Genomic DNA, 3,685 nt, shown 5'->3' on the forward strand with positions numbered 1-3,685 from the left:
ACCGGCACCCCCGGCCGACCCGCCACCGGACCCGCCGGGAACTCGGCGCGTACGGCGGCGGCCAGCTCGGCCCGACGCCGACGGACCGCCGACAACCGGCCGGTCAACCCCTCGAACGCCTGACGGGCCCGTTGCACCTCGCCGCCGAGCACGACGATCTCCCGGTCGAGCCGGATCACCTCGGCGGCGGCGGCGTGCGGCGGGCGACCGCAACCGGTGCACCCGGAACTCAGAGTCGCCGGTGCGCCGCAGGCCGGGCAGGGGTAGCCGTTGTCCACCAGGTCATCCTTGACGGGCGACCCCCACCAGCACCAGAGTGCGCGTACTCAGGCCCGGGTGTGCTCGAACACCCAGGTCGCGTACGCCGGGTCGCCGCAGTCCACCCGGCTGACCAGGATCTCCGGCACCTCGTACGGGTGGCTGGCGCGGATCTGCTCCACCAGCGCGTCGACCCGGTCCGGTGCGGTCTTGAACTGCAACGACCACTCGGTGCTGGTCTCCACCCCGGAACGCCACCAGTAGGTGCTCTCCACCTGGCCACCGACCTGGGCACAGGCCGCCAGTCGACCGGCCACCGCGGCGGCGGCCAGCAGATCGGCGACCGACCGCGCGTCCACCACCGTCGTCACCACGCTGATCTGGTCCATCCCGGAACCCTACGCGGCGTCGTCACGATTGGCCGCGATCCACTCGTCTATCCGACTCCACCACTCGTACAGCCAGTCGATGCGCTCCTGGCGGCCGGTCGGGACCTCTTCCGGCGGCACCGACCAGAACCGCATCACCAGCCGCTTGTCCATCGGCAGCTCGCGCCACACGTCGGCGACGGTGAGCATCCGGTCCAGCCCGGTGTGCGCCACGAAGATCACTCCGGCGTCCGGCGCCGCGTCCAGCGCCGCCAGCAGGCCGCCGGGCTGCGGGGCGAGGACGTGCTGCATCGCCTCGGCCTTGACCGCCATCCGCTCGTGCCCCCGGTCCCGCAGCCGGGCGATGGCCCGCAACCGCCGCTTCGGGGTGAAGTTGCCGCCCTCCGGGAAGATCACGAAGGCGTCGTCGTCGTCCAGACCGACGGCGAGGTGCCCGATCTGGTCGGTGAGCGAGCCCCGGCCGTCGCGCCCCGGCGCGATGAACCGGCTCGGCAACCGGTTGAGCAGCACGTCGATCGCCGGGTCCCACTGGAGGGAGTCCTTGAGGACGATGCGCGGCTCCCGCTGGAACCAGTTCACCAACGCGTGGATCAGGATGAACGAGTCGCCCGGACCGGCGTGCCGGCAGACCACCAGCTCGGGTCGGCCGGGCAACGCGGTGTCCGGGTCGGTGCCGACCACGTCGATGGTCAGCCGCAGCGTCCACTTCGCCTGCCAGAACAGCACCCGCAGGAACCAGCCCGCCAGCACGTAGTGGGCGCGCTGGAAGGCCGGCGAGCCGACCCGCCAGCCGAAGCCGGAGGCGACCCAGAGCCCGAAGAGACAGAGCAGCGCCGCCGCGTCCCAGAGGAGATAGCAGAAGCCGATCCAGAGCACCCGCAGCGGGCGCAGCCGCCCCGGCACGAAGGGGGACACGGCCAGGGCCAGCACGGCCCACACCGGCACGGTGGTCACCAGCAGGAGCACCAGCAGCACCATTCCCGGCGCCAGCAGCAGACGGCGGATCCACCGGTGCGGTAGCGGCATCAACGCTCCAGATTCGCCAGGTAGTGCCGGGAGGCCGAGTACGCGCGGCTGATCCGCCGCCCCACCGCCGCCATGTCCCGGTACGCCCACGGGGTGTCGTCGCGCGGTTCCAGCCCGCCGGTCGGCAACACGTGCACCTCGACCCCGTCGGGCAGGGCCGCCATCTCCCGGGCGAACCGGTGCCGGCGGGCGATCTCGAAGGCCACCTGGGCGATCTCCCAGGGCCGCCGGGGCGGCGCCAGCGCCCGTTCGATCCGTCCCACCTGGAGGACGAAGATCCGGCCCGCGCCGGCCACCACCGCCTCGCCGATCGGGATCGAGTTGACGATGCCGCCGTCGACGTAGTGCTGGTCGCCGATCCGGGCCGGCGGCAGCAGCCCCGGCACCGACGCGGAGGCGAGCACGGCGGGCACCACCGCCCCGCTGACGAACCAGTGCTCGGCGGCCCGCTCGATGTTCGCGGCGCAGCAGCGGAACGGGACCTGAAGGTCGGCGAAGGTGGTCTCCGCGCCCAGCTCGCTCTCCAGCAGCTTGCGCAACGGTCGGGGCGAGTGCAGGTGGGTACGCGCCGCGAAGCGCCGCAGTTGCCGGGCCACCGAGTCGCCGTACACCTCACTGGCCTCGGGGGACGCCCAGAGGCGGACGAGCCGGTCGGTCACCGCCTCGGTCGGATCGGCCGCCACGAGTGCGCCGTTGACCGCGCCGATAGACGTGCCGAGCACCATGTCCGGGCGGATCCCGGCGCGGAACAGGGCCCGCAGCATGCCCACCTCGACCGCGCCGAGGACGCCACCGCCCCCGAGCACGAACGCCACCGGTCCCCGAGCCATGCCGTTCATCCTGGCACGTCCGTGCCGTACCCCGTTCACCCCGGCACAGCAGGCCCCCCTGCGTACGCACCGTGTCCGAACCGGTACGGGCTGCCCGGCCGACCGTTGACAGGGCGGCAACATTCGCGCAACCTGATACCGCTCCCACCTATGAGGGCAGGTGCGATCCGTGAAGCCAGCACTGCAGCCCGGCCGGTTGCTGGCCACCCGTTACCGGCTGATCGACCAGATCGGTGCCGGTGGCATGTCGGTGATCTGGCGATCCCACGACGAGGTGCTCGACCGGGTGGTCGCACTCAAGGTGCTCGCCCCGTCGCTGGCCGCCGACGCCCGGTTCCGCGACATGGTGCGCGAGGAGGCCCGCGCCGCCGCCGCGCTCGTGCACCCGCACGTGACGTCGGTGCACGACTACGGCGAGACCGTGTCGCCGGACGGCTCCATCACGTCGTTCGTGGTGATGGAGCTGCTCACCGGCGAGGAGTTGGAGTTCCGGCTCACCGAGGGGCCGCTGCCGTGGACCGAGGCGGTGGAGATCGGCGCGCAGGTCGCGGACGCGCTCGCCGCCGCGCACCGGCTCGGCATCGTGCACCGCGACGTCACCACCGCCAACGTGATGATGACGCAGGTCGGCGCCAAGGTGCTGGACTTCGGCATCGCCACCCGCATCGGCGCCCCCGACGACGACGAGGACGGCGGCACCTTCGGTACCCCGGCGTACGTGGCTCCGGAACGGCTGGACGGCGCGCCGACCCAGCCCGCCACCGACGTCTACTCGCTCGGGGTGCTGATCCACGAGATGCTCACCGGCCGGGTGCCGTACCCGGCGGACACGTGGGAGGAACTCAGCCTCGCGCTGGCCGAGGGGGCACCGCCCACCCTGGACGGTGTGCCGGGGCTTCCCCCGACGGTGGCCCAGGTCTGCCTGCGGTGCCTGTCCCGCGACCCGGCCGACCGTCCCACCGCCCGCCAGGTGGCCACCGTGCTGCGGGACCAGATGCTCCCGGCCGACCCACAGGCCACCACCATGCTCTCCCCCACCGTCACGCTCCCCGCGCTGACGTCGACCCGCGCCACCGCCGCCGTCGGTCCGGCCCACAGCACCATCGTCGGGCCGGTCGTTCCCGGCGCCAGCGGAGCGGCCGGTGCCCCGACGACGGCCACGGCGGCCGGGGAACCCACGCC

The 3,685-nt window shown here is 73.1% G+C and carries 5 protein-coding genes; 1 reads left to right on the plus strand and 4 read right to left on the minus strand.

What is annotated here, in order from left to right; all coding sequences use genetic code 11:
• The 4 genes from EYA84_RS28550 to EYA84_RS28565 all read right to left on the minus strand — a co-directional run.
• Positions 1 to 278, minus strand: a 278-nt coding sequence (locus tag EYA84_RS28550; RefSeq protein WP_201272509.1) for a hypothetical protein, incomplete at its 3' end; no start/stop codon positions are given.
• 48 nt (positions 279 to 326) lie between these two features.
• Complete coding sequence (cutA, locus tag EYA84_RS28555; protein ID WP_131057047.1) at positions 327 to 647, minus strand: divalent-cation tolerance protein CutA; 321 nt, start codon at positions 645 to 647, stop codon at positions 327 to 329.
• 9 nt (positions 648 to 656) lie between these two features.
• Positions 657 to 1,673, minus strand: coding sequence for a 1-acyl-sn-glycerol-3-phosphate acyltransferase (locus EYA84_RS28560; RefSeq protein ID WP_131057049.1), 1,017 nt, complete (start codon positions 1,671 to 1,673; stop codon positions 657 to 659).
• Positions 1,673 to 2,503, minus strand: coding sequence for a patatin-like phospholipase family protein (locus EYA84_RS28565; protein WP_131057051.1), 831 nt, complete (start codon positions 2,501 to 2,503; stop codon positions 1,673 to 1,675). Before EYA84_RS28565 ends, EYA84_RS28560 begins: the two co-directional genes overlap by 1 nt.
• Positions 2,504 to 2,672: 169 nt before the next feature.
• On the opposite strand from EYA84_RS28565, the gene EYA84_RS28570 reads away from it, so the two are divergent.
• Positions 2,673 to 3,685 (plus strand): serine/threonine-protein kinase (locus EYA84_RS28570; RefSeq protein ID WP_236146009.1); only part of this gene is annotated, 1,013 nt, incomplete at its 3' end.

The sequence above is a fragment of the Verrucosispora sp. SN26_14.1 genome (assembly GCF_004307965.1).
Taxonomy (GTDB): Bacteria; Actinomycetota; Actinomycetes; order Mycobacteriales; family Micromonosporaceae; genus Micromonospora.